Annotated in this window: 26 protein-coding genes, 2 tRNA genes and 1 other annotated feature; of the genes, 26 read left to right on the top strand and 2 right to left on the bottom strand. The window is 38.7% G+C overall.

Translation table 11 applies throughout. The features are described 5' to 3' along the window. Positions 1-1,161 precede the first annotated feature (1,161 nt). The 5 genes from Q0K03_RS03780 (at position 1,162) to Q0K03_RS03760 (ending at position 7,085) form a co-directional block, all read left to right on the top strand. On the top strand, positions 1,162-1,524 hold the full coding sequence (locus tag Q0K03_RS03780; protein ID WP_297237889.1) for a hypothetical protein: 363 nt from the start codon (positions 1,162-1,164) through the stop codon (positions 1,522-1,524). 113 nt (positions 1,525-1,637) lie between these two features. Then, positions 1,638-2,747: a hypothetical protein gene (locus Q0K03_RS03775; protein ID WP_297237887.1), complete on the top strand. Its 1,110-nt coding sequence runs from the start codon at positions 1,638-1,640 to the stop codon at positions 2,745-2,747. A 10-nt stretch (positions 2,748-2,757) separates the two neighbouring features. Further along, positions 2,758-4,212 carry a hypothetical protein gene (locus Q0K03_RS03770; protein ID WP_297237886.1) on the top strand — a complete coding sequence of 485 codons (1,455 nt, stop codon included), beginning with the start codon at positions 2,758-2,760 and terminating at the stop codon, positions 4,210-4,212. Between the two features lie 18 nt (positions 4,213-4,230). Then, the gene (locus Q0K03_RS03765) at positions 4,231-5,094 is read left to right on the top strand and encodes an ABC transporter ATP-binding protein (RefSeq protein ID WP_297237884.1); all 864 of its coding nucleotides are present in this window, start codon (positions 4,231-4,233) and stop codon (positions 5,092-5,094) included. Beyond that, positions 5,091-7,085: a hypothetical protein gene (locus Q0K03_RS03760; protein WP_297237882.1), complete on the top strand. Its 1,995-nt coding sequence runs from the start codon at positions 5,091-5,093 to the stop codon at positions 7,083-7,085. Before Q0K03_RS03765 ends, Q0K03_RS03760 begins: the two co-directional genes overlap by 4 nt. Positions 7,086-7,248: 163 nt before the next feature. On the opposite strand, the gene Q0K03_RS03755 is transcribed toward Q0K03_RS03760, so the two are convergent. Further along, positions 7,249-7,332, bottom strand: a tRNA-Leu gene (locus Q0K03_RS03755). 39 nt (positions 7,333-7,371) lie between these two features. Next, positions 7,372-7,617 (bottom strand): hypothetical protein, encoded by a 246-nt coding sequence (locus Q0K03_RS03750; protein WP_297237879.1) that lies wholly within the window; start codon positions 7,615-7,617, stop codon positions 7,372-7,374. Between the two features lie 101 nt (positions 7,618-7,718). On the opposite strand from Q0K03_RS03750, the gene Q0K03_RS03745 reads away from it, so the two are divergent. The 21 genes from Q0K03_RS03745 to hisI all read left to right on the top strand — a co-directional run. Then, the gene (locus tag Q0K03_RS03745) at positions 7,719-9,008 is read left to right on the top strand and encodes a hypothetical protein (RefSeq protein ID WP_297237877.1); all 1,290 of its coding nucleotides are present in this window, start codon (positions 7,719-7,721) and stop codon (positions 9,006-9,008) included. 62 nt (positions 9,009-9,070) lie between these two features. Next, positions 9,071-9,146, top strand: a tRNA-Thr gene (locus tag Q0K03_RS03740). Positions 9,147-9,201: 55 nt separating this feature from the next. After that, positions 9,202-9,840 (top strand): GDSL-type esterase/lipase family protein, encoded by a 639-nt coding sequence (locus Q0K03_RS03735; RefSeq protein ID WP_297237875.1) that lies wholly within the window; start codon positions 9,202-9,204, stop codon positions 9,838-9,840. 24 nt (positions 9,841-9,864) lie between these two features. Beyond that, complete coding sequence (locus Q0K03_RS03730) at positions 9,865-11,046, top strand: O-antigen ligase family protein (RefSeq protein ID WP_297237872.1); 1,182 nt, start codon at positions 9,865-9,867, stop codon at positions 11,044-11,046. 55 nt (positions 11,047-11,101) lie between these two features. Continuing rightward, the gene (locus Q0K03_RS03725) at positions 11,102-12,304 is read left to right on the top strand and encodes a peptidoglycan DD-metalloendopeptidase family protein (protein ID WP_297237870.1); all 1,203 of its coding nucleotides are present in this window, start codon (positions 11,102-11,104) and stop codon (positions 12,302-12,304) included. Between the two features lie 7 nt (positions 12,305-12,311). Further along, positions 12,312-13,649 carry an RsmF rRNA methyltransferase first C-terminal domain-containing protein gene (locus tag Q0K03_RS03720; RefSeq protein ID WP_297237868.1) on the top strand — a complete coding sequence of 446 codons (1,338 nt, stop codon included), beginning with the start codon at positions 12,312-12,314 and terminating at the stop codon, positions 13,647-13,649. Continuing rightward, entirely contained in the window at positions 13,646-14,503 is an 858-nt protein-coding gene (locus Q0K03_RS03715) for a YitT family protein (RefSeq protein ID WP_297237866.1), read from the top strand. Before Q0K03_RS03720 ends, Q0K03_RS03715 begins: the two co-directional genes overlap by 4 nt. Before the next feature lie 65 nt (positions 14,504-14,568). Further along, a complete protein-coding gene (locus tag Q0K03_RS03710; protein ID WP_297237865.1) occupies positions 14,569-15,324 on the top strand; it encodes a hypothetical protein in 756 nt (251 codons plus the stop codon). A gap of 40 nt (positions 15,325-15,364) precedes the next feature. After that, positions 15,365-16,525, top strand: coding sequence for a DUF2130 domain-containing protein (locus tag Q0K03_RS03705; protein ID WP_297237863.1), 1,161 nt, complete (start codon positions 15,365-15,367; stop codon positions 16,523-16,525). A 32-nt stretch (positions 16,526-16,557) separates the two neighbouring features. Further along, a complete protein-coding gene (locus tag Q0K03_RS03700; protein WP_297237861.1) occupies positions 16,558-17,220 on the top strand; it encodes a zinc ribbon domain-containing protein in 663 nt (220 codons plus the stop codon). Positions 17,221-17,222: 2 nt separating this feature from the next. Then, positions 17,223-18,083, top strand: a complete 861-nt coding sequence (locus tag Q0K03_RS03695; protein ID WP_297237859.1) for a M15 family metallopeptidase — start codon at positions 17,223-17,225, stop codon at positions 18,081-18,083. A gap of 51 nt (positions 18,084-18,134) precedes the next feature. Further along, the gene (locus tag Q0K03_RS03690; RefSeq protein WP_297237857.1) at positions 18,135-18,341 is read left to right on the top strand and encodes a DUF3791 domain-containing protein; all 207 of its coding nucleotides are present in this window, start codon (positions 18,135-18,137) and stop codon (positions 18,339-18,341) included. A 71-nt stretch (positions 18,342-18,412) separates the two neighbouring features. Next, positions 18,413-18,642: a binding site (T-box leader), on the top strand. Positions 18,643-18,677: 35 nt separating this feature from the next. Continuing rightward, positions 18,678-19,790 (top strand): ATP phosphoribosyltransferase regulatory subunit, encoded by a 1,113-nt coding sequence (hisZ, locus tag Q0K03_RS03685; RefSeq protein ID WP_297237855.1) that lies wholly within the window; start codon positions 18,678-18,680, stop codon positions 19,788-19,790. After that, entirely contained in the window at positions 19,787-20,434 is a 648-nt protein-coding gene (hisG, locus tag Q0K03_RS03680; protein ID WP_297237853.1) for an ATP phosphoribosyltransferase, read from the top strand. Before hisZ ends, hisG begins: the two co-directional genes overlap by 4 nt. Further along, a complete protein-coding gene (gene hisD / locus Q0K03_RS03675) occupies positions 20,415-21,719 on the top strand; it encodes a histidinol dehydrogenase (RefSeq protein ID WP_297237851.1) in 1,305 nt (434 codons plus the stop codon). The genes hisG and hisD overlap by 20 nt, the downstream gene beginning before the upstream one ends. Beyond that, positions 21,700-22,728, top strand: a complete 1,029-nt coding sequence (locus tag Q0K03_RS03670) for a histidinol-phosphate transaminase (RefSeq protein ID WP_297237849.1) — start codon at positions 21,700-21,702, stop codon at positions 22,726-22,728. The genes hisD and Q0K03_RS03670 overlap by 20 nt, the downstream gene beginning before the upstream one ends. After that, the gene (gene hisB / locus Q0K03_RS03665) at positions 22,715-23,299 is read left to right on the top strand and encodes an imidazoleglycerol-phosphate dehydratase HisB (protein ID WP_297237847.1); all 585 of its coding nucleotides are present in this window, start codon (positions 22,715-22,717) and stop codon (positions 23,297-23,299) included. The genes Q0K03_RS03670 and hisB overlap by 14 nt, the downstream gene beginning before the upstream one ends. Beyond that, positions 23,296-23,910, top strand: coding sequence for an imidazole glycerol phosphate synthase subunit HisH (hisH, locus tag Q0K03_RS03660; protein WP_297237845.1), 615 nt, complete (start codon positions 23,296-23,298; stop codon positions 23,908-23,910). Before hisB ends, hisH begins: the two co-directional genes overlap by 4 nt. After that, positions 23,907-24,626, top strand: a complete 720-nt coding sequence (gene hisA, locus Q0K03_RS03655; RefSeq protein WP_297237842.1) for a 1-(5-phosphoribosyl)-5-[(5-phosphoribosylamino)methylideneamino]imidazole-4-carboxamide isomerase — start codon at positions 23,907-23,909, stop codon at positions 24,624-24,626. The genes hisH and hisA overlap by 4 nt, the downstream gene beginning before the upstream one ends. 1 nt (position 24,627) lies before the next feature. After that, positions 24,628-25,389: an imidazole glycerol phosphate synthase subunit HisF gene (gene hisF / locus Q0K03_RS03650; protein ID WP_297237840.1), complete on the top strand. Its 762-nt coding sequence runs from the start codon at positions 24,628-24,630 to the stop codon at positions 25,387-25,389. Further along, on the top strand, positions 25,386-25,685 hold a 300-nt coding region (hisI, locus tag Q0K03_RS03645), incomplete at its 3' end, for a phosphoribosyl-AMP cyclohydrolase (RefSeq protein WP_297237837.1). The genes hisF and hisI, both read left to right, overlap by 4 nt.

Here is a 25,685-nt window from a genome sequence, read left to right as displayed (position 1 = left end):
AATAACAGACGCATGGCCGTAATTTTTTACCTGTTATTTCTTAGACGTTGAAGAGCTTTGACTTTCGTTTTTATAATTCAGTATAAATGATTGATTAGTATCTTTAAAACCAGGGAATTCATTATCGTTTAACTTGTAGTTAAAGCTGCATTTTACTAGGTGATGATTTCCCATTTTTTTAATCTTTACGACCATTGTAGGATTGGTGATAGATTTCTCTATAGAAATTATTAAACAAAAGTTTAATAATTCAGAAAAGAACTTGATCTTGGAAAGAAAGAGTTCCTTCGATTATTGTCCCTCTTATCTTCATTTACAGCTGTTGAGTATCTTATTTCAAAATGAACATAATCGTTATTATTTTGATTGTGAGTAGATTTATATTTTTACTATTTAAACGAGATAAATTATATTGGAATTAGTTTAGTGCTTAAAATTCTAGTGAAGATTTAAAAAAACTTTTATTGTCCTTTAATTCTGTTTAACATATATGAACTTTTTCGCCTATTGTTTTTATCAATTATGTATGACCAGAAAAGTTTTGATCGAAAATAAGTAAAAACTTCTAGATTTATAGAGCTTTCAATACATTGTCGATAAAAGAGGTTATAAAGATTTATAGTATTAAATTCTAAAACGGATACAAGAGTTAACAATCGTTGTGTATGGTATTTATAATGTATTTTTTAACCAACACATAAGGATAAATATTGTTAATAAACTATTTAAAAAAATATCGTTTCAGTATATAATGAAAATAGGAAGTGATAAGGTCTTTTACGATGGGGTCAAGACCTTAAGAAAGTAAACTTCAGCATGCATTCAAAATCCTATTTTCAGAAAGTTATTATTTTTAAAGGATTGAAACCATATATAATTTTTTGCATTATGAAGGGTATCAAAGATATATAAGATCGTTTTCAACCACACAATAAAAATCAATGTAAAAAATACAGTTTTAAGAATACATCTTAGTAATTATTTTTACCTGATAGTCCACAGGTATTGAAGCGTAATTAAATTCGTTTTTATAATGAGTTATAAAATTTTTTATAATAAAAAAGTAGTATTCATATGGAAAAAGAATAGTTATGCAGATATAACAATTAAAGAAGAAAGGAGGGTTGATTTATAAAACTATTAAAAAGATGTATTTATGCGATGTGTGGTCTTTTCTTGATGCTTGGAACTTTATCTCCTGTTTCTGCACAAGAAAATATCGTTGTGCCGACTGATGCTGGTTCGTTTACTTGTGGATTGAGTTATCTTGTTTCCGGAACAGGGTGGAAATATGGTTTTAATGCAACCATGATTGAAAATGGAACTAGCGGAGCTTCTAAGCAAATATATGGAACCTACACTCTTACAAATATGAATAATGGATATCAATATTCATACAGTTTTGACTCTGGCATAAAAAATGGAGCTATTAATTATACGAATACAAATAATAAAGGTTATACTTTCACTCGTGTATTTGCCAATTATTGGGCTTCAGGATTTGCTACAACAAGAGTGATTTAACTTTATAATGATCTACTTGTGATGATATTAAACAAAATTGTCTATATCTGCTATTAAATCGAAACTGCTTTTGCAGTTTCGATTATCATATTAAAGCCAGAGAGGTATTTATTATGAAAAAGTTAGTTTTAGGGATTCTTGTTCTAAGTGTTATCCTAAGTGCTTGTTCAAAGGATACTCAAAAAAAAGAAGATCAAAATTCTACTGAGGATAAAATTATTGAGATCAGCAATGCTCAAAATTCCTATGGAATTTATTATAAAACGAATTTGGATTCGGGGTTAACGCGCATAGATTATTTTGATTTTGAATCACAGTCTTCCCAACCGTTATGTACAAAATCGAATTGCTTACACAAAGATGAAAGTTGCCCTGCCATTGAATTAACTACCTATAAAGATGGTACGCTGATATCCATGGGGTCAAATGATAAAAATATTTATTATATTTTTACTGCCGACATAATAAAAGAGAATAAAGATACAGGAATGAAGGACTATGCACCATCGTTATTTTTAGCTAAGTCGGATCTAGATGGAAGCAATCTATCGATTGTTTATCAAGCGCCAGAAGACCGAGTATATCAGGGCTATGCCTATATTTATGAAGATCATCTTTTTTATCCTTTTTCAGGAATGAAGTATTTAGATGATCAAAAAAAGATCTCTATCAATAGTTCCGCAATACAACTTGCTTGTGTGGACTTAGTGTCGAAAGAAGAAGATGTTTTTTCAAACAAAGATAAACAAGATTTAGCTTATACAAGTGTTTATGGATTTATAGACAATAAGGTTTATTATTCTGAACTTAAACAAGAAGAAAAAATAGGCGTAAATCCAGTGGCGGTTAAAACATATGATTTTAAAACAAAAGAAACGGGAACACCATACGAGGAATGTTTAATAACCAATTCAAGAATTATAAATAATAAAATATACGGGTATGACGGAATTAGAAATCAATATATATCTTTTGATTTAAAAACCGGAAAACAAGTAGGTTTAAAAGAAGGACCTGTACTTAAAGGCAATACCAATATATTTTCTGTTGACGGAATCATCAATATATCTACATCGGCCGACATAACCTCTCCGGCAGAGTTATATACTTACGATGCGATTGAAGGAAAAGAGTTGGATTCTTCTTTTTACAGTTCACGTAGAGTTGATCAGGGATATTTGATTTTTGGTAAAGATGGTTATGAGATAACTGAAATCTCGTGAGGTTATGTATATGAGAAGAATAGTGCATTTATTAGGGACTTTTAGTATTTTTTTATCTTTGTCTGGTTGTTCAAATTCTTCCGACGTGGTTCTAGATATGTATATTAACGGTATTGATTTTCAAAACTGGGTTTCCTATGAAGATATATCAGAAAATGGGTTGATTGAAAATAAATATGTAGATGAATGCAACCGGCTGTTAGAAGAAAAAGGGTTTGATTTTCAGGTTGCCTTTCATTACAAGGAAAATAGGGCAATAGATTCGCGAAAATCAGATTATTATCAGAATTTACTCTTAAACGAGTATGCAGATACATATTCTGATACAGAAGCGGATATAGTTCCAATATATAGAACGGACGAAGATCGATGTTTGAATTTGGACTCTTATTTAGAAGATCATGATGAGTTTTATAATTCTCTTCCTGCCATCGCATGGATGACCTGTATGCAAAACGGTTCAGTTTTTGCGGTTCCTCATAGCCATAATTATATTGAACAAAGCGCATATTTAGTTAGTGATGAACTGAATCTTGAAACGGGGAAAGATTACAAAGAAGTTTTTTCGGCGATACAAAGTTTTGGTCAATCTACCCAATCTATGTATTTGCCTATCCAGTCATCAAGTTTAATGTTTTCCAATTTTGATAGTGATCAATATTTATTAAATGCAAACTTTCCGTGTTTGTCTGTTGTCTATGATAACAAGTGGAGAATAAGTCCTTACTACGAGAATGAAGAAGTATTGGAATTTTATGAATCAGCACAAGCTTTGATCAAGGATGGCTATACAGAAGTTGGCTTGACAGATGAGGAAGCATTGGAAAAACAGGCAAACGGTATGCTTGTACAACCAACAACTTTTTATCCGGGATTTGAGGATGATTCAGTACAAGAAGGATACCATTTAGTTCCTTTTCAAAATGTTAAATTATCTACTGGTGTGTCATATGCGATTTTAAAAAACAGTTCACACCCAGACGAGGCGTTTACATTTTTAGAGTTGTTGAATACGGATACTGATTTCATTGATTTATTTTTATATGGTTTAGAAGGTGTTGATTATAAAATCAAGGATGGAGTAGTTGAAGGCGTAAGTGCAGAATGGATCGCTCCTGGAAAAAATGGAACTTCAACATTTGTCAATCCTAGAAAGGCCACAGAGTTTTCTGGCCTTAAAGAAGCTTTTGAGAAACAAGATGAACAATATAAAACAGTAAAAATTGATCCTATACAATTTGCCATTCATGCATTGGATATTCGAGAATTCAGCAGCCATTTGGACTTGGTCAATTTTATGTTGTTTCAATATCCAACCCATGATGGAAAAGATCCTATGGAAGAATTAAAAGAATCTTTTGATCAAATAGAAGCGGAACAGAAATTAGACAAACTTGAAAGTAAACTGAACGAGTTAGCACAAGAATACGAAAAGCTCCTTACTGAATTTTATCAGTCCAAATGATAGAAGGAGGTGGCAAGTGTGGAACTTAAAATTGATAATTTGTGTAAAAAATATTCTAAAAATGTTATAGGCCTAAAAGATTTTTCGTATACCTTCAAGCCAGGAATTTATGGATTGTTAGGAGCCAATGGTGCAGGAAAAAGTACATTGATGAATTGCTTATGTCATCAAATTCATCCTACTAGGGGAAAAGTGTCGTTTAATGGGAAAGACATATATACTTCCCCTTCATTGTATCTGAGGCATATAGGATATATGCCTCAGCAGTTTTGTCTTTATGATGAATTCACTCTTTTTCAAAATTTAGATTATATGGCGCAATGCAAATCGGTAGTGAAAAGAAAAAGGAAAGATAAAATAATCACGCTTTCCAAACAAGTGGGGTTGGATAAACATTTATCTCAAAAACTTTCGACTTTTTCAGGAGGAATGAAGCAAAGAGCGATGTTCATCCAGAGCATAATTAATGATCCTGATATTCTTTTTCTAGATGAACCAACGGCTGGAATGGATCCAGAAAAGAGAATCGAACTAAGAAATCTGATATCTGATTTTTCTAAGGATAAAATAGTTTTACTGGCAACACATATAGTTAGCGATATAGATTTGATTGCCGATACTGTGTTGCTGATGAAAGATGGAAATTTAATCAAATCAGATACTCCAATGAATCTTGAAAAATCTATTGAAGGCAATGTTATAGAAATCAGTTTAACACAACGGCAAATTCAGGAAATTCCTAAGGAATGGACGGTTTCGCAGTTACGCAGAAATCAAGATAAATATATTGTCCGCTGCGTTACAAGAAAGAAACAAGAATCATTTTTAGTGACTCCAAATCTGGAAGATGTGTATCTTTTCTACTGTAAGGAGAACTTATGATCTATGAACTTAAAAAGCTGATTTCTAATCGTTCGTTTGTCTTCATAATTTTATATCTTTTCATTTGTGGGGTATTGTTATGTATTACAACTTTACCCAGTTTTACTGAAAAAGAAGCATATCTAGAAAGTTTTTATAACATTGGATCTGAGCAAGTTGTTAGTTCAAGAGCGCAGCAAGAGAAAGAAATTGCTTTAGAATATGATGATTTTTTAGAGAATGCAAAACAGGAAAAAGACTTTTTATTTGTAAGAGATTCTTTTTCAGTTCAACAGGAAAAATTAACAAGAGAAGCTTATAACGATTTGAATAGTGTTAAAATCGAAGCGCAGCCTTCCTGGGGCTTAGACAATTATTTGAATTCGATGTGGATGCCTTTTTTTGTTATGGGATGGATCCTTCTTATGTGTACGATTCTGATACATCAGGATCGTATAAAAATTCGCTTTTTACAGAGCACAAGTGTAGCTTCATTCAAATTGCCAATGCAAAAAAACGGTGTAATTTTATTTTCTGTATTTGTATTTTATGGGATTTTATTTTGGCTGGGTGTTTTGATTCATAACCTTTGGATACCATTTGATTGGCAAGCCTCTGTTCAATCCTTTTCCTTTTTAAGAGCTTGTCCTTTTTCAATAGGAATAGGGACTTATCTTTTATGGCATTTCTTCATTTCTCTTTTCATTTATATGGGAATAGCTTGTTGGTATATAAGAATCTATTCCTGGTTTGAAAGTTCTATCTTTTGCATCAGTATTTTAGTTTCGATGTTGATCCTAGAACTTATACTGAGAATGATTATTTTTCCACAATCTGCCTTCTCTTTGTTATATTGGATCAATATATGGGGACTCTTAAATGTTGAGGGTTATCTGGCAAATGTCACGTTTATCAATATATTTGGAAATTGTGTCTCGTATTGGATGATATTGGTGTTCTTTTTGGTTTTCAGTTTTGTTGTTCTTGCCTTTCCGTTGCGGTATCCATTGTTAGGTTACAGACACAAAAGAAAAACAAAAAAAGTTCATGTACGTTCTCATAAACAGCTATTTTATGAACTAAGAAAAATATGGTTGCTTGACGGCTGGATATATTGTTTGCCTGCAACAATTATTCTTTTAATATTAAGTTTTAATTTTATCTTGCCGACTACAGACTACAGAGATCAGATGATAAATAGTTTTATTGATGACATTGGAAATTATGTTAGTGAAGAATCCGATGCACGCATTAAGGATTGGGAAGAACAATATATTGTTTGGGAACAAGAATATAAAACTGAAACCAGTATTTATAGAAAACAAGAAATAGAAACTTCATTAAGCACAAGAGAGTATTTTGATGACTATTTATCCATTTATAATAGTCGAAAAGAGTCAGATCCCGAATTAATCATTCCAAAAGAAAATCAATATCGTCTGTTATACATACAATCGTTTAGCTCGACTTTATTTGTATTATTGCAATTGTTTATTACCGTATATTTAAGTTCAGGCGCATTCTTCTTTGATAGACAAAGAAAAATCGCAGTTTTGCATAATCTGATTCCTGACAAAAAGAAGTTTAAAGGAAATAAGAATAAAGCAACATTTATTTCATTGGCACTATCCATGCTTTTTCTATGGATAACGTGGTGGACTATGATTCATTACATTGTAGGATCCATTGATGTTTCAATACCTTTATGTGCTTTAGAAGCATTTAAAAATAATTTATGTTTCCCTGTGTGGTGTTGGCAGTTCTTCAATATGGTTGTTTCTATTATTTTTTGGTGTATATTGTGTTCCATATTACAAAAAATATATAAAAAATACCCAAAAAGATTATGGGCTTTTTCACTTACATTAATGATTGTATCCACTGCATACATTATTGTTAATACTTATTTTGTGGATATATGGCAATCTTTCTCAATGTATAGCTGTTTGATCTTCTTTGGCGAAATGCTAATTATTATTTTAGGTTTAATATGTAACAAAGTTTTAAATTAGATAGTTTTAACGCTTGTTAAAAAAGCCCTTATTGCTTATTTCATTATCATAATATTTTTCAGTGATTTGAGATAGTTCACCTCTGGATTGATATCTTCCAGAGGTTTTAAATCAGGCAAAAATAAAAAACGAACAGAAGTTTTTCTGTCCGTTTTTAACATATTGGTGCGGGCGAAGGGACTCGAACCCCCACGCCGAAGGCGCCAGATCCTAAGTCTGGTGCGTCTGCCAATTTCGCCACGCCCGCAGAACTGCTTTAATATAATAACGTAATCGGCAAAGAAAATCAATGTAAAATTGTCGGTTTATGAGTGGCTTCGATCTGTTCCTGTAAATAGGCTTCCAAATCCTGGATGATTTCATCGGTCAATTCAACATCCCCCAGTTTGATAGGGCCATCCTGTTTTTTGTCGACGATGAAATGGATTTCCGGAAGAGCCATGATCGAGTGGTCTTTATAACGGCTTTCCTGTTTCTTTAATTGTTCTAAGATGGGTTCGGCAATCTTTTTGATTAAGTCTTCATTCTTCATAATCCAATTATAAACCTTGTGAATTTCTTTTGACAAGCTAAGTGATACTTCCTTTATTTTATCAACTGTATTTGATATTATATAATCACTGGAGGAACATGATGGATAACAGTAAACAAACAAAAGCTAAACGAGATGAGATCGACGATTTCGCTAAAGCTTTATTAGATAAAAAAACCGATATGGCAATTTATAACTCTGAATCTCATGGAGAGACTGAGGAAACCGATCCTGCGCAAGACCGTAAGGCCGCCGAAGAGACTTTATCTTCGGCCCTGGATATGCTTCGTATGGAACGCGGTCAGTCAACCATTGAAGAAGAAGAAAAACAGTATTATTACTCTCGTTTGACAGAAGATGATGATTTTGATGATGAAGACTTTACTACATCTTCCATTGAAGAATTGAAAACACAATCTTTTGATGTGAATCAAGTCACGCAAGCCCTGCATGAATACGATCAGGACCGTGAAGTAAAGACTAAACTCAAAGTCGATATGAATAAATCAAACGCAACGGGTGTCGCACATGATTCAAAACAGGAACAAAAAGCGGCAAAAAAGAAAAAATCAAAGCTCAAATGGGTTTTGATAGCTGTTTTTGTCTTATTGTTTGCCGGATGTTTGGGAGGTTATGCCTATAAAGTGTACGTATGGAACCCGGCGCATATCATTACTGATGAAATGCAGCAGGCTTATGACAAACTGGTTTCCTATGCCGATGAGTATGGAAGCGATCTTGACAGCAATGCGACTTTGATGTCGGATTCTGAACGCTTTGAACTGTTGGATATGGATAAAGATTATGAAACTTTAAACGACATCCAGAAAGAAGATATCAATGCATATTTCAAGGAACAGACTAATAAAACGTACAAGCAGTTGGTCAAAGAATTAAGAGAACTTCGTGATTTGATCAATGATGAAGCCAACGCCAGCTACAAAACGATCTCGGATCTTTTAGTGGGATGGAGTTCTTTAACGGCAGAACAACAATATCAGGTGCTGGATCTTTATGAAGATTATCAAAATCTTCCGGAAAAGCTCAAAGAAAGAATCAACGAACTTTCTCAAGCCAATGCCGGGTACGATTTCACAAAACTCAATGAAAATATCCGTAAGGCCAAAGAAGCCCAGACTCAAAAAGAAGATACAGAGACTTCACAGGAACTGGCTTCTTTACAGGAACAGCTTCAGTCTGTACAGACCCAGCTGACAACGTATCAGAATTATGGAGAGGCTTTACAGATGCAGCTGCAGGAAGCCAATGCGGCTGGAGATAGCGCAACAGCGAATGAATTATCCACGGCGATTGCTTCTAACGATGAGGCCATTGGACGTCTGCAGGAACAGCTGACAACGATTCAAAGCCAGATTGAAGCCCTTCAATAACAGAAAAAACTCAACTATGTACTGTACTTTTTCTGAAAGTATGGTATGATAGTTGAGCAGTTGCCGACATAGCACAGTTGGTAGTGCAACGCACTCGTAACGCGTAGGTCGCAAGTTCAAGTCTTGCTGTCGGCACCATTAAAAATCACATCTCCTAAAATCAGGAGATGTTTTTTTATGCTATAATGCCCCTATGAAAAACAGAAAGCCTATTTTCATTCTTTTATTGCTTGCGTGTGGTATTGTATTGAGTATGAGTGTCTTCACCGTTTTTACAGATTCTGAAAAAGAGAAGCTTCAGACAACGAAACAGTATGTATTCTTGGGCGATTCTTTAACGGATTACTTTGATCTGGAAGATTCTTTTCCAGATCTTCCGGTGATAAACAGCGGGATTGCCGGAAATACCACGGAAGACATTTTGAGCGATATGGAACATCGAGTTTACGCCTATGATCCTTCCAAGGTTTTTCTATTGATTGGGATCAACGACTTATTGCTGGGGGAAGATGCGGACACGATTATTGAAAATATTCAACAAATTCTTCAAAAAATCCAGGCAAACTGTCCTCAGACCCAGCTGTATTTAGAAAGCTTGTATCCGGTGGATCCCTATCGTGTAGGGAGAAAGGATAATGAAGAAATCAAAGAAATCAATCAGCGATTGAAAACTTATGCCCAAACAAACAATATCGAATTCATCGATGTGTATGGTTCTCTGGTTGATGAACAAGACCGGCTTTCCAAAGAATATACAGATGACGGGCTTCATCTTAACCAGCGAGGCTATCAAATCGTCAGCGAAATACTCACTCCTTTTTTAAAAGATTGATTAGAAAGGTTCAGGAAGAAAAGTATGAAAAATTACTTTGATACAGTCAAATACGATCTATCCACTTTCCATTCATCGGACTGGATGATTTTATGTGCGATCCTTGCGATGTTTTTTACTCAGTATGGCCTGGCTGCTGTCCTGGTTATTATTCTTGTTCATGAACTGAAAAATAAAAAATTGATTTCCGATATCAAAGAACAGCCGGGCTGGAAATGGATCTACGGTTTTATCGGTCTGCAGCTGATCGTAACTTTGTTTTATGGAAACTGGATCGGTCTTCTGAATGCTTTTGGGATGTTGATCATCATGGCTTTTATTGCGGTCTATCGTCAATGTATCCATCCTAAGCTTTTTTACTACTGCATCGATCTGATGTTGCTCCTTTCTGTTTTGATGGGGATCCTGGGGCTGGTACAATTTGCTATCCTTTCTCATGAAGGCGGTTATTCTTTCTGGGAATTCCATATTCAAAACTCTCCCAAAAGAAGAATTACGGCCCTTTTTGATAATGCGAATCTTTATGGGACAATGCTGGAATTCTGGATATTTTTGTGTGTCTATCGCTTTATTCAGAACAAAAAAAGAATTTGCCAGATTGCCTATGTGTGCATTGGCCTCTTTAATCTGGGACTGATGTTATTGACGGGGTGCCGAACCGCACTTATCCCTTTTGTTTTGATCGTTCCTCTCTTTTTCTATTTTTCTAAAGAGAAGAAATGGCTGATTCTTTCTTTGGCGACATTGGCTGTTCTTATTGGTTTTGTATTTATGAAACCGACTTTGATTCCTCGTATAACGGATATGAGCACTCTGGAATCCCGTTTTAAAATCTGGAGCTGTGCGATTCATGGCTTCCTTCAGTATCCGCTTTTTGGAATGGGGCCGCAGTCGTATCATTTATATTATCAGATGTTTGATGGTCATAAGGCCCCTCATGCGCATAACATCTATATTGATTCTTTCGCTTCGTATGGGGTGGTTGGTACTTTGATATTGGGAATTTACTTTTTCAAATATCTGGTTAAGGAAATCTTAGGAATTCGAAAAGAAAACCGCGTTCTCTTTGGTTTGGTGATCGGCTTTCTTTTGATTTTTTTGATTCATGGCTTGCTGGATGTGACAATGAATCATCCTTGTACGGCATTGCTGTTTTTGATGGTCATCAACAGCGGATGCATGACAAAAAAATCGTTGGAAATCTAAAGAAAATATGATAAGGTAAAAACAGAAGAAAACAGACAGTAGAAGGAGATATAACATGCATGTTTCTCAATTCTTGGTCTGCTTTTTTTTGCCTTTTTCTGTTGCTTATACATCGATCGATGTCAATCTTGAAACTCTGCTGACAACGCTTGAAAACCAGGTGGATCATTGTCGTGAAGAAGAGGCGGTATCGCTATCAAAAGAGTTGAGCAAGGTCTATCAAACAATCAATGACAAGAGAACGGAAAAAGAGAAAAACTATAAGAAATACATTTCCTTAGTCAAAAATGAACAAGCTCTATATGATGAATATACAAATCTTTATTCTCGAACAAAAAAACGAGTGGCGATGTATATGCTTCAGGAACAAAGCTTGTATCCATATGAATTCAATCGAACGCTTAAAGATGAAAGTGATATTTTATTGCGTGCTGGAAAGCGTAAAGATTCGTGTAAAGAAAAACTGAATCGATTATTGAATAAAAAAGAAGAAATTCAAGTGGATTTACAAAAACTGGAGGCGTATGATAAGCGTGTTCAGGAAGCCCAAAATACGCTGTTTGTGCAATTTGGAAATCAAAAACACCCTGCTTCTTCTAAAGCTAAACCCGATCCTCATGCAATCATACAGGGCACAGAAGATCTTCCTGTATATGGCGCAATCGAAGGATCTGATTTTGAAAACCACTTCTCCTGTCTTCAGGAAAACGCTTCGATCTCATCGACCAGTCTGTTTTGGGATACGATCATTGACGAAGGAAATATATCGGCAGGGACCTGGAGTTATCCGCAGGGAGGACTCCATCTAGGTATCGATCTGGCGGCGCCTATGTATTCTAAAATCAAAGCACCAGCCAATGGTATTGTTTTATACGCAGATACGCCGACTCAAAGTGATGGCGGGTATTTAGGCAATATGGAGGGCTGGCCGTATGGCGGTGGAAATACTCTGTGTGTCATCGTTTCCGTCAATGAAGAGCTTTATGCGGTTACCTTTGCCCATATGTCCGATACGATCTATGTAACCGCGGGACAGCAGTTTTCTCAGGGAGATCTACTAGCTTTATCGGGAAACAGCGGCAATACGACAGGCCCTCATACACATATTGAAATTTTTAAGCTTCATCTCTCGCTTAAGGAAACCATTCGCTATTTTATGAACGGAGCGGATTTTGCCTTTGGCTGCGGATGGGACAAACCAGCCACCGTCAGTGTGTATGCCACACGATTACGACCGGAAGAAATATTATTTATTTGAGGTAGATATGGATCAATTGTTTTTAGAACGGATGAAAAAAGACTTAAAAGACGATTATGAAGCTTTTATCCAAACGTTGGAACAAGAGCGTTTTCAGGGCATTCGATACAATCCTAAAAAAGTAAGCGCAAAACAAATAGAAGAGCATGTTCCTGTAAAAGAACACAGTCCTTTTTGTGAAGAAGGCTATTATGTCGATGAACCTTTAGGAAACCATCCTTATCATCTGGCCGGGGCTTTTTATATTCAGGAACCCAGTGCTTCCAGTGCGGTGACGATATTGGATGTACAGCCTGATGATATCGTTCTTGATCTTTGTGCGGCCCCTGGAGGAAAATCAACGCAAATTGCTTCAAAATTAGAACATGGATTTCTTGTGACCAATGAATATGACTTTAAAAGAGCGAAAGTTCTGATGTCCAATCTTGAGAGAATGGGAATAAGGGATTATTGTCTGACCAATTCAGATACCCGTATTCTCTGTGAAGAGCTTCATGACTGTTTTGATAAAGTCCTGGTGGATGCACCTTGTTCTGGAGAAGGCATGATGAAAAAACATGACGCTGCCTGTGAGAACTGGTCAATGGATAACATTCGGCTCTGTGCCAAAAGACAACAAGAGATTCTAGAAAATGCCTATAAAGCTCTAAAAAAAGAGGGCATCATGGTTTATTCGACTTGTACATACGCCAAAGAAGAAAACGAAGAAGTGATTGCTTCGTTTTTGAAAGAGCATCCGGATATGATCCAGCTGGATCCCGAAGTTTCTTTTGGGCGAAAAGGCTTTCCTTGTCCGGGAATGGATGCTTCCAAAGTGGTAAGGATCTTTCCTATGGATAAAGGAGAAGGTCATTTTATCTGTAAGATGAAAAAGACCGAAGGTTCAGTACGGCCTTTACCGCTTGTAAAAAACAGACAGTGTAAACAGAGTACAAAAGAGTGGTTAAGTCCTTTTCTGGTCAAAAGCCCGGAATATGCACAAATTATTAAGGACCGTTTATATATCATGGATCATCCCTTTTTAGATTTAAAAAAGACTCGGTGCCTTCGCCAGGGGGTCTATGCCGGAGATATATTGAAAAATCGCTTTGAACCATCGCACGCTCTCTATCTTGCGTTTTTGAAGTCCAATTATACGCACACCGTTGAATTGACACGGGAGGAAATGAATGCCGTGATGCATGGAGAGCAGATCCATAAAAAAGCTGACAAAGGATATATTTCCTTATGTTACGATGGGCTTAGTTTTGGGTATGGGAAAAGCGATGGGAACCGCATCACCAATAAGATTCCCAAAGGATTGCGCCTGCTTCCCAACAGCCAAGTCAAAGGAGAACTCAAATGAAAGATGAAGCAATGAAGTATATAAAAGTAATCATAGGCAGTTTTTTGTTTTCGTTAGGAATATATTTGTTCATCACCCCCAGCGGTTTAAACTCCGGAGGAGTTGTGGGGATTGCCCAGATCTTGAATCTGGTGCTGAAACCTTTGAATCCCAATCCCGATACTTTTGATTTGACGGGTGTGATGAACCTTTTACTGAACATCCCATTGTATGTTCTTGCCTTGAAATCCATATCCAAGTCTTTTTGTATTCGAACTTTGATCAGTATCGTGATCCAGATGGTGACCTTATCCTTGTTGCCGCTTCGAACGATCCCGCTTATGCCGGATATGCTCAGTAACTGTATTCTTGGTGCCTTGATGAGCGGCGTAGGGGTAGGCCTTTGTCTTCAAAGCAGCAGCTGCGCTGGCGGAATTGATATTCTGGGTGTGTATTTCTCCAAGACGAAACCCAATTTTTCGGTTGGAAGACTTTCAATCATTTTGAACTTTTTGGTTTTTGGCGTCTTTGGCTATCTGGTGAGCCTTCAAAGTGCCTTGTATTCCATTATTTTCGTGGCCATTATGTATTTTGTTGCGGATAAGGTGCATTATCAAAACATCAACATGTCGGCGATGATCTTCACAAAAAACCAGAATCTTAAAACTATTATTATGAAAAATACCGGACGAGGGGTAACTTGCTGGCAAGGACAGGGCGTTTATACAGGCGAAAATGAAGATATTCTTGTCGTTGCCTTAAACAAATACGAGATCCGGCGACTGGAAAGAACGATCAAAGATGCAGATCCCCAAGCTTTTATGATTTTAAGCGAGGGGCAAAAAATCACAGGAGGTTTTGAAAAACGACTGTAACCGAAATGGAGCTTTGTATCTGCATTGAAAAAATGATACTATGGATATAGAAATGAGGGGTGAACATGAAAAAAATTCTCAGTTTATTATTCGGACTTTGTTTGATGGCGGGGTGTTCTTCATCCAAGTTGGAATCGATTTCCTTGTCCTGTGATGATACACAGATCAAAAAAGGGGAAACGATCACGATCGAAGTGACTACGGATCCGGAAGATTTTACTTTAAGCGAGGAAAGTTTTCATGTCACCAACAAAGGCAAAGTAAAAGTAGATGGTGACGAGGTAACCTTTACCGCTAAAAAAAGGGGAGAATATCAAATCACTGCCAGCCAGGATGGTGTCTCCAGTAATACATTGATCATCACAGTCGAAAAATCGGATGAAAAAGAAGAGGATCCAACTGTTGAAGAAGAGGAAAAAGACGAACCTGTTGTTGATGCAAAGGATCATGAAGATTTAGAAGATGATACTTCGAGTCAACAACCGGATGCGGATGAACCTAAAAAAGAAGATTCATCCCAGGATGGAACGGTGATCTCCTGGTCACAAAGCGATCCTTTAACAGTGGAAGAGACAATTGAACATGGAGATTTGTTAGAGAAGAGCGGACAATCGATCTGGCTGAGCGGAGACTTGCCGCAAACCATCAAAGAGGATCAGGGAGAAATGATTTTATACGATGATACGCATTCGTTATACATCTCGATCTATGATCCGAACCATTTGATCGATTTTGGCGGAGGAAAAGCCATGATCGTAGGACCTTTGACAAAAACCGAGAGCGGATATCAAATCGAAGTGGAAAAAGCGTATATGTTATAATGGCTGATCTATATCGATCAGCTTTTTTATAGGAGGTTGTATGAGAGAAATCAAATGTCCAAACTGTCATACTGTATTTTCTTTGGATGAAAGTGACTACTACAATATCGTCAAACAAGTTCGCGATAAAGAATTTGAAAAAGAAGTCGAGCATTTTCGTAAAGATCTGCAGGCCAGAGAAGAAGTGCTGAATCAAAAAAAAGAGCTGGAAGCTCTTCGGTTTGAACAGCGCTTGGAAAAAGAACTCGCCCGCAAGGAAAGAGAGATCCAGGAATTAAAAAATCAAAAGGAGATGCTCAAGGTTCAGGATGAGCTGAAAATGGAAAAAGTTATCGCATCGATGGAGCAGGAGAAAGAATCCCTTCGCCGATCAAAAGAAGAATTGATTGAAAAATACAATTGGGAATTAAAAACGAAAGACGAGATGATTGCCTACTATAAAGATCTCAAGCTTAAGATGTCGACAAAAATGATTGGCGAGACATTGGAAAAACATTGTGAAAATCAGTTCAATCAACTCCGTGCCACCGGTTTCCAGAATGCTTATTTTGAAAAAGATAATGACGCTTCTACAGGAAGTAAAGGAGACTACATTTTTAAAGAGCTGGATGAGCAGGGGAATGAATTGATCTCGATCATGTTTGAAATGAAAAACGAAGCCGATCAAACAGCGACAAAGAAGACCAATGAATCATTTTTGAAGGAACTGGATAAAGACAGAAATGAAAAACACTGTGAGTATGCGGTGCTTGTTTCATTGCTGGAACCCGAAAGTGAGCTTTACAACATGGGAATCGTTGATATGTCGCACCGTTATCCCAAAATGTTTGTGATCCGTCCTCAATTTTTTATTCCTTTGATCACGATCTTGCGAAACGCAGCCTTAAAAAATGCCGAGATCAAAAAAGAACTGATTCAGATGCGGGAACAAAATATCGATATTACGCATTTTGAAGAAAAAATGACAGATTTCAAAGATGGCTTTTCTAAAAACGTAGATTTGGCCAGCCGCAAGTTTCAATCGGCTATTGATGAAATCGACAAGACGATCTCTCATTTACAAAAGATCAAAGAAAACTTATTGTCCAGTGACCGACAGCTGCATGTAGCCAATAAAAAGGTGGATTCTTTAAGTATTCGGTCTTTGACGTACAACAATCCAACGATGCAGAAAATGTTTAAAGAACTGAACAAGAAATAATGATATACTAATAAAAAAGGTAGGTTTTGATTATGAAATGTAAAAATTGTAATGGCGAAAACCCGGAAGGTTCAAAATTCTGCGGTTATTGCGGTGCTCCGTTAGAACCGGAACCGCCCGTATTTCAAGCACAGGATATGGAAAACTTGAATGATAACTGGAGTCAGCCGGAGCCTAAAAGAAACAAATCCCGGACCCCTCTCTATGTGATCCTGGGTGTCGTGATCGGATTGGCAATCGTGGGCGGCGTTGCCTTTGGGTTCCATACGGTAAGATCCGGTCAGGAAAAAGACGAAAAGATTGCTCAGCTGGAAGAGGAAAAAGAACGGAAAGAAGAAGAGCTGGAAAAAGAACAGGAAGCCAGGGAAGAAGCTGAGCAAAGAGCGGATGATGCCGAAGAAAGAGCAGAAGATGCCAAAGAGGAAGCGGATGATAATCAAAGATCTCAGCGTTCCAGCCAGGAGGATGACTATGAATATGGATTCCGTTTAGGCTGGTATAAAGCGAATTATAATATGGTTTTGCGTTCCTCTGGAGATTATAACGCGACACGGACAGGAAGTTTGAAAAAAGGACAGACCATCCATATAACACACATTGTTCGCGGTTCAAACAACAGCTATTGGGGAGAATCTTCAAATGGTGACTGGGTTTGTATACAAGATCCGGATTATCATTATTTAAGTGAGGATTAACCATGAAAAAGAAAAGAAGGTTAAATAAGTACGGAATAATTCTTGTCAGTCTGATTGCGGTACTGGGCATTGCGTTGGTATGTTCATTAGGATATTTGGGAGTTCGATTACTCACTTCAAAACCCGTTGAACAATCAGAAAGGATTGAAAAAGAAACGAAAAAAGAAAAGACATCCACGTTGACAAAAGCTGAAAAAGAATATGCTCAAAGTCATCCGGATCTTTCCGATGAGGAAGTTAAGAAACAAGTGGCCATGAATCTGGATCATGATCCCTATACGCATATGGAGCCGGTAGAAGATCTGGATTCGATTTTGCAGCTGGTCAACAAGTACTACTATCTGCCTTCAGATTATGAACCTTCGGATATGATTTCTGTACCTTCCAGCGGAGAGAACGGCGATGTTGTAATGAGAGAAGAAGCGGCCGAGGCGTTTATCGAACTGGTGGATGCCAGTGCTCAGGAAGGCTTTATTCTTAATGCGTGTTCTTCGTATCGCAGTTACGATTATCAGGATCAGCTGTATTCCAATGGTGTTCTCAATTATGGAGAAGAATATGCGGATGCCTATTGGACTCGTCCGGGATCCAGTGAACATCAGACAGGACTTTCGGTGGATGTACGCATGGATAATGATTTAAGCGATCTGGATGCGGTCCGCAATCATCCAAAGTATGAATGGCTTTTGGAAAATATGCATGAATATGGATTTATCCTTCGTTATCCGGATGATAAGGAAGAATATACTTTGATAGCTCCGGAAAGCTGGCATTTGCGTTATGTAGGGAAAGACGCGGCTTTGGAGATCTATGAAAATAACTGGTGTCTGGAAGAATATATATATTATAAAAATCTGACATAAATCATGTCGTATCTCCCTCTATTCTTAAAGTAAGAATAGGGGGATTTTTTTATGAAAACACTCGACGAGATCACATTCATTGTGCAATGCATCCAACTTTTGGCCAACCGCCTTTGCCTGTCGCAAGAGGAGATCTATGTCATGTTGAATCGAAAGAACATCATTGAAAACTATATCGTGCCGTGTTTTTCGATATTGAGAAGACAAAGCTGGATCACGATCCAAAATGAACTGTTATCCATACTGAACGAAGGATGAAAAAATTTACATTTATGTAAATAATTTTCATTTAATCGTTGACTTTTCAATGATAGTTCATTATATTGTATGTATCAGCAATGACGGGAAAGAGTAATGCCCAAGTTTGTTTGAAGAGACTTTCTGGGTGGTGAAAAGAAAGAGCAGCTGGGTATGAACACATCCCTGAGCTATGCGGATGAAATCAGTAGTTCGCATCGGATAGATCCGTTACCATGTCTGAGTATGTTTGTACTTGATAAGATCATGACTGTGAAGTGATGATGAAGTAAGGTGGAACCACGTTAATAACGTCCTTATAGGGACGCTTTTTTTGTATATAGGAGGAAGAAGAGTATGAGTCAAATTCGATTGCCTTTGGGGATGAGAGATCTCGTGTTTGAAGAAGCCCGAAAGAAAAGACAGCTTCAAGAGCGTATTGAGACAATCTTCCATTCGTATGGATATCAGGAAGTGATTGCGCCGACAATTGAATTTCTGGAAACGTATCAGAAAGCATTTTCTTCCTTAAAAGATCAGCAGATGTATAAATTCTTTGATGCCGCAGGCAATACGTTAGCTTTGCGCATGGATATGACCGTTCCTATTGCCCGGATCTGTGCTTCAAAGTACAAAGATGAAGAAGGACCGTTTCGCTTTTGTTACTGTGCCAATGTATTTAAGGTTCGGGAAAGCTTTGCCGGAAAACGAAGTGAAGTGACAGATTGTGGCGTGGAATTGATTGGACTCGATGAACAAAGTGATTTGGAAGTGATCAGCTGTGCTCTGGATACGATGAAAAGTTTTGGGATCGCGGATTACACGTTGGAAATCGGCAACAGTTCGTTCTTTAAAAAAGCATGTATTTTGTTGAATCTTTCGAATGATGTGGCAGAAAAGCTGGCTCAGCTTGTCGATCAAAAAAGTATGGTCGATCTCAAAGAATACCTGGTTTCGTTGGATCTGTCTCAAAAACAGGAAGAATTCTTTTTGAAACTTCCTTTACTGAATGGAAAGAACGTATTGAAGGACGCGTTGACCATAAGCTTCGACGATTCTTTAAAAGCGATCGTTCAGAAACTGCAGGATCTAAAAGAAAACTTAAAGGCCCTGGGGTATGAAGACAACATCACATTCGATTTGGGAAAAGTTCCGCATTTGGATTATTATACCGGGATCTTGTTTGAAGGCTATGTTCATGGGGTAGGAACCAGTGTATTGAGCGGCGGGCGATACGATCATTTATTGTCCATCTTTGGAAAAGATCTTCCGGCAGTCGGCTTTAGTATCAAGTTGGATTATTTGCTTGATGTGATCGATCAAAAGCCAGAAAAAATCCTTTATTTGTATTATCCCGTTGAACGACAAATTGAAGCGTTTGAAAAAGCCAGGGAATTGCGCAAGGAACAAAGGGTCAAACTGATTCCCTATAATGGAGAAAACATCATGATACAGGAGGGAACGCAATGAGCTTAAGTATTGCCTTGACCAAGGGCCGGCTGGAAAAAAAGACCATCGAAATGCTGGATCAAGTCGGCTATGGAACACAAAATTTAAAAACAAAAGGGAGAACTCTTGTATTTGAAGATACGTTGAAACCGGTACAGTACTTTCTCGCAAAATCCAATGATGTGCTTACTTATGTGGATCATGGAGTAGCCGATATTGGCATCGTAGGGAAGGACACCCTGATGGAAAGAGGCTCAACGGCCTATGAACTTCTGGACCTGGAAATCGGGAAGTGCCGATTTTGTGTTGCTTCTTTGCCGGAGAAGAAACTGCTGAAGAAAACCGGACATATAAAGATTGGTACCAAATATCCTCGTGTTGCCAGAGAGTATTTTTTGAAACAAGGAATCGATGTGGAAGTGATCAAAATCGAAGGTTCCGTGGAATTGGCTCCCATTTTGGGGCTGGCGGATGGGATCGTAGATATCGTTGAAACCGGAACGACCTTAAAAGAAAACGGATTGGTCCTTCTGGATACAGTGTGTGATATCAGTGCCCGTGTGATTGTCAATAAGGCAAGTTATAAATTGAAAAGAGAGGAAGTTCTTCAGTTTGTGCAGGATCTGGAAAGTGTGGTGAAACTTCGTGCTGACAAGAATCGATAAAAATAACACACAGGAATTAAAAGCATTTATTTCAAATAGAAATCAGGAAATATCTTCTGAGATCCTGATTCAAGTTTCACAGATCATCGACGACGTTAAAATAAACAAAGATGAAGCGTGCCGACGTTATACGAAACAATTTGACGGTGTGGATCTCAAGGAATTCAAAGTTACCGAACGGGAATTGGAAGAAGCCATGTCGCATTGCGATCCGGATTTTTGTGAAGCGATGCAGAAAGCGGCCCAAAACATCGTCTTTTTTCACCAGGCACAAAAGCAGGAAGGATATTGTCTTCAAAAAGAAATGGGAATTTATTTAGGACAGAGAGTTCTTCCTTTGGAAAGTGTGGGAATCTATGTTCCCGGAGGAAGGGCTCAGTATCCAAGTTCGGTATTGATGAATGCCATACCGGCCCATGTTGCGGGCGTAAAAAGGATCGTCATGGTGACCCCGCCGGACAAAGAAGGAAAGATCCATCCTAACATTGCCTATGCCGCTAAGGTGGCCGGGGTTTCAGAAATCTATAAGATCGGAGGTGCCCAGGCCGTTGCGGCGCTGGCGTATGGCACAGAGTCCATGGAAAGGGTGGATAAGATCACTGGTCCAGGCAATATCTATGTGGCGGCTGCCAAGAAACTGGTCTTTGGCAAAGTCGATATTGATATGATTGCCGGTCCCAGCGAGATCTTGGTCATTGCCGATTCCAAAGCGAATCCGGAATATATCGCCGCGGATCTATTATCTCAGGCCGAACACGATCCTATGGCCAGTGCTGTTTTCCTGACGGATAGCGAGGATCTGTTAAAACGGGTCAATGCCGCATTATCTAGGCAAAGTGCCGTTCTTCCGAAAAAAGAGATCGTGGAAGCTTCTTTACGGGATTATGGAAAGAGTGTTGTCTGTGATTCTTTAGAGGAATGTATTCAGATTGCCAATGAAGCGGCACCCGAACATTTGGAATTGATGGTCGAAGATCCAAAACGCTATCTGGATCAGGTGAAAAATGCCGGTTCGGTCTTTATGGGATATTATACCTGCGAATCGATCGGTGATTATTTTGGAGGAACCAATCATGTGTTGCCTACATCGGGAACGGCTCGTTTTTCCAGTGCTTTAGGTGTCGATGCTTTTATCAAAAAGAGCAGCTATCTTTTTTACACCTGTAAAGCTCTTCAGACGTATGGAAATCAAATCATAACAATGGCCAATGAAGAAGATCTGCAGGCTCACGCCAATGCGGTCAGGGTGCGAATGGAGGAAGTCGATGACACAGAAAAAGTATAAAGTGCATTCACAAAAGGGAATTCTGCTGAATGCCAATGAAAGCTCAAAAAATTTATCTTCCGCGATTCGAAAAGAGATCCAGGAGGCAATCTTCGATATAGATTTTAACCGCTATCCAGATGATGCGTGTTCTCTGCTTTGCGAAACCTATGGCAATTGGATCGGGGTGCCGGCTTCCTGTATACTGGCCGGCAACGGATCGGATCAGCATCTTGGCTTTTTGATAGGTATGTTTCTGGAAAAAGGGAAGAAACTTCTGACCTTGTCCCCTGATTTTGGGATGTATGATTACTATGCATCCAGTTATCATGCCGATGTTGTGCGATTCAATGTGGATCCATTGGAACCCATGGATGTGGATGAATTGATTTCCTTTGGAAAAAAGGAAGACCCGCAATTGATCCTCTTCAGCAATCCCAACAATCCTACCGGACATTACGTGTCCAATGAACAGATCCAGAAGATCTGTGCTGCCTTTGCTTGTCCGGTCGTCATTGATGAGGCGTATGGGGAATTTGCCCCCGATTCTTGTCTTTCTTTATTGGAAACCTGCCAGAATTTATATATAACACGTACACTTTCCAAGGCTTTTGGACTGGCCTCGGCACGAATCGGTTTTTTGATCAGTTCCTTATCCAATATGGAAAAACTGCGAGATTATCATGTTCCGTATTCGGTAAATTCTTTATCCATGGCGGCCGCAACGATTGTTTTAAAACATGCTTCTGAGTTTGAAGAAGAGATCGACCGCATCAAAAAGGAACGAGATCAGTTTTTATCAAAAACGTATACATCGCTTTCCCTTTCCAAAAGTGATGCCAATTTTTTACTGATTCAAACTGTAAAGATCAGTAAATTACTATCTATGTTTGCACAGAAAGGATTGTGTGTGCGTTCTTATGAAAATAAAAATTATTGCCGGGTCACCATAGGAACAACCCAGGAAAACCGGCAAATTCAGGAAGTCCTGGATGCTTTTGAAAAGGAGGAGACCTATGCGAACGAGTAAAATAGAACGGAAAACAAAAGAAACGGAGATCTCTTTGTTTGTGGATTTAGATGGCAAAGGGCGATCTTCCATTGAAACGGGAATCGGTTTTTTTGATCATATGCTAAGTCTTTTAAGCTTCCATTCCGGGTTTGATTTGAATGTGCGCGCTCAGGGAGACTTGGACGTGTGCGATCACCATACGATTGAAGATTGCGGAATTGCCTTAGGCAATGCCTTAAAAGAAGCATTAGGTCAAAAAAACGGTATACAGCGCTATGGTTTCTTTCAACTTCCTATGGACGAAACTTTATGCAGTGTAACCCTGGATATCAGCGGGCGGCCCTATCTGGTGTTTCATGCCGAATTCAAAAGAGAGACGATTGGAAATTTCAGTACCGAGATGGTTGAGGAATTTTTAAGGGCTCTGTGTGTACAGGCCGGCATGACCTTGCATGTCAATGTACTTTACGGAACCAACGATCATCATAAGATCGAAGCCATCTTTAAGGCTCTAGGCAAAGCGCTAAAACAGGCCGTTTTGGTGACAGGAGATCATATTCCGTCTTCTAAAGGCTGGATTGAAGTATGATCGGTGTCATTGATTATGGAATGGGCAATCTGTTCAGTGTGTGCAATGGAATAAAGAATCTGGGTTTTGAAGTTCTTGTCAGTAACGATCCTGAACAGTTGTCCCAGTGTGAGAAACTGGTATTGCCAGGAGTGGGCGCCTTTGGAGATATGATGGAAAATCTTCATCGTCAAAAGCTGTATGATTTTATAAAAAAATGGGTGCTTGTTGACCAAAAACCGTTACTGGGAATCTGTTTGGGAATGCAGTCATTTTTTGAAACCAGCGAAGAAAAAGGCTTTCATAAAGGATTTGGATTTTTGAAAGGACAAATCGTCTGGATGAAAGACCAGAATGTTCGTGTGCCGCACATTGGATGGAACGATTTGAAGATGAATGGCCAACATCCAATCTTTGATTGTTTATCCTCTCACCCTTACGTGTATTATGTGCATTCTTATTACGCTTCCCATATGGATCCGGAAGATATGGTTGGCTATTGCCGGTATGGAACGATGACGATCCCAGGTCTGGTGATGCACAAAAATGTGATGGGATGCCAGTTTCATCCTGAAAAAAGCGGAGAAGATGGACTTAAGATATTACGCTATTATTTGGAGGAGTTTGTATGATTCTTTTACCGGCAATTGATATTATCGATGGTTCTCCGGTACGCCTGTACCAGGGAGATTATCAGAAAAAAGAAATCGTAGGACAAAGTGTAAAGGAACTTGCCAGAATGTTTGAATCGATGCAGGCCCCTTATTTACATATGGTCGACTTGGACGGGGCCAAAAGCGGGAAGCTGAATAATGCACAATTGATCTGCGAGATCGCCAGATCCATTTCGATCCCGGTTGAAGTGGGAGGCGGCATTCGATCCATGGAAGCCATAGATCTATATCTGAACGCAGGAATTTCCCGAGTGATCCTAGGGACAGCGGCTTTGGAGGATCCTGACTTTTTAAAGTCGGCCATCCAAAAATACAGAGAAAAGATCGCGGTCGGTATTGATTGTAAAGATGGAAAAGTTTGCGGTGCAGGCTGGCTGGAACAAAGCAATCAAGATTACCTGGAATTTGCACAGACCATGGAAAGCTATGGTGTGCAAACTATTATTTTTACGGATATATCTAAAGACGGTACTTTGGCGGGTCCCAATCTTGAAATGTTAAAAAAACTACAGGAAAGTGTATCGATGCAGATCATCGCTTCGGGAGGAATTCGGGATCTTTCTCATATTCAGGCGTTAAAGGATCTGGGAGTGTATGGGGCCATTACGGGCAAAGCCGTATATGCACACACGCTGGATCTAAGTGAAGCACTGGCGCTTTGTAAGGAGGAATGAAATGCTGACAAAACGAATAATTCCTTGTCTGGATGTCAAAGACGGAAAAGTGGTCAAAGGGATTAATTTTGTCGGCTTAAAAGAAGTCGGCGATCCTGTAAAACTGGCCCAGAAATACTATGAACAAGGAGCGGATGAACTGGTCTTCTTAGATATTACCGCAACACACGAAGGACGGGATACGATGATTCGGGTAGTCCGAAACGTCGCCTCTTCGATCTATATGCCTTTTACCGTAGGAGGCGGATTGAAAACGATCGAAGATATAAAAAATGTTTTGCGGGCAGGGGCCGATAAAGTCAGTCTAAATTCTGCCGCGGTCAAAGATCCCAAGCTGATTGAACAAGGGGCCCGAATCTTTGGAAATCAATGTATCGTTCTGGCTGTGGATGGTAAAAAAAGAAAAGATGGAACGGGATGGAACGTCGTCATTCATGGAGGGCGTATCGATACGGGCATTGATTTACTGGACTGGATCCAGACGGCGGTCTCTTTAGGGGCCGGAGAGATCCTTCTTACCTCGATGGATACTGATGGAGTGAAAAAAGGATACGATCTGGAAATGCTCAAAGCGGTGCGATCGGTCACGCATGTGCCGGTAATTGCCTCAGGAGGATGCGGCAGTCTGGAACATTTTTATGAAGTATTTGAATCCGATTTGGCCGATGCGGCTCTGGCGGCAAGTTTGTTTCACTATGATGAACTCACCATTCAGGATGTTAAGAATGATTTGAAAGAGAAAGGAATCCCGGTACGCTTATGATCAAGATTGATTTTAATAAACAAGGAGGTCTTGTTCCCTGTATCGTTCAGGAAGAAGGAACGGGACAAGTGCTGATGCTGGCGTATATGAACGAAGAAAGCTTACATCAAACCTTACATACTGGATTGGCCACTTATTGGTCACGGTCCCGCAATGAGATCTGGATCAAAGGGAAAACCAGCGGACATTATCAATATGTCAAAAAGATCCTCGTAGATTGCGATAACGACACTTTGTTGATGATTGTGAAACAAGAGGGGGCCGCGTGTCATACGGGCAAACATTCTTGTTTTTAT

Source organism: uncultured Faecalicoccus sp. (assembly GCF_944327125.1).
GTDB lineage: Bacteria > Bacillota_I > Bacilli_A > Erysipelotrichales > Erysipelotrichaceae > Faecalicoccus.
Note: the sequence above shows the minus strand (reverse complement) of the source record. Positions and strands in the feature narration are given on the sequence as shown.